The organism is Pseudomonas persica, from assembly GCF_900291015.1.
In the GTDB taxonomy this organism is placed as follows: Bacteria; Pseudomonadota; Gammaproteobacteria; order Pseudomonadales; family Pseudomonadaceae; genus Aquipseudomonas.
Genome location: NZ_OLKL01000126.1, coordinates 1 through 276 on the forward strand (window position 1 = coordinate 1; position 276 = coordinate 276).

General features: G+C 44.2%; 1 protein-coding gene. It reads right to left on the bottom strand.

Annotated elements, in window-relative coordinates; genetic code table 11:
• Nucleotides 1-79 precede the first annotated feature (79 nt).
• Nucleotides 80-276, bottom strand: a 197-nt coding sequence (locus FQ664_RS27535) for a hypothetical protein (RefSeq protein WP_218570423.1), incomplete at its 5' end; no start/stop codon positions are given.

The following is a 276-nucleotide window of genomic DNA, read 5'->3' on the forward strand; positions in this document are numbered from 1 at the left end:
GTTCAATGTCTCATGTAAGTTGCAATAGGGCTTAGGATATAGAATAACTGGATAGGTATCCAGTTATTCTAAGTAAAATTTAAGGCATGACAGAGCGTAAGCGCTCGGAGAGTTCCGTGCCCTCATGGATTTGCTGACCAAGTTGATCACTAATCGTCTGAATGTCTTCGGCAATCGCTTTACTGCCGACGACAGACTCTGCTACATCACTGCTTGCTTGGTCTAATTCGCCAATGGCTAAATTCTGCTGAGTGACCAACTCACTGAGCTCAGTAA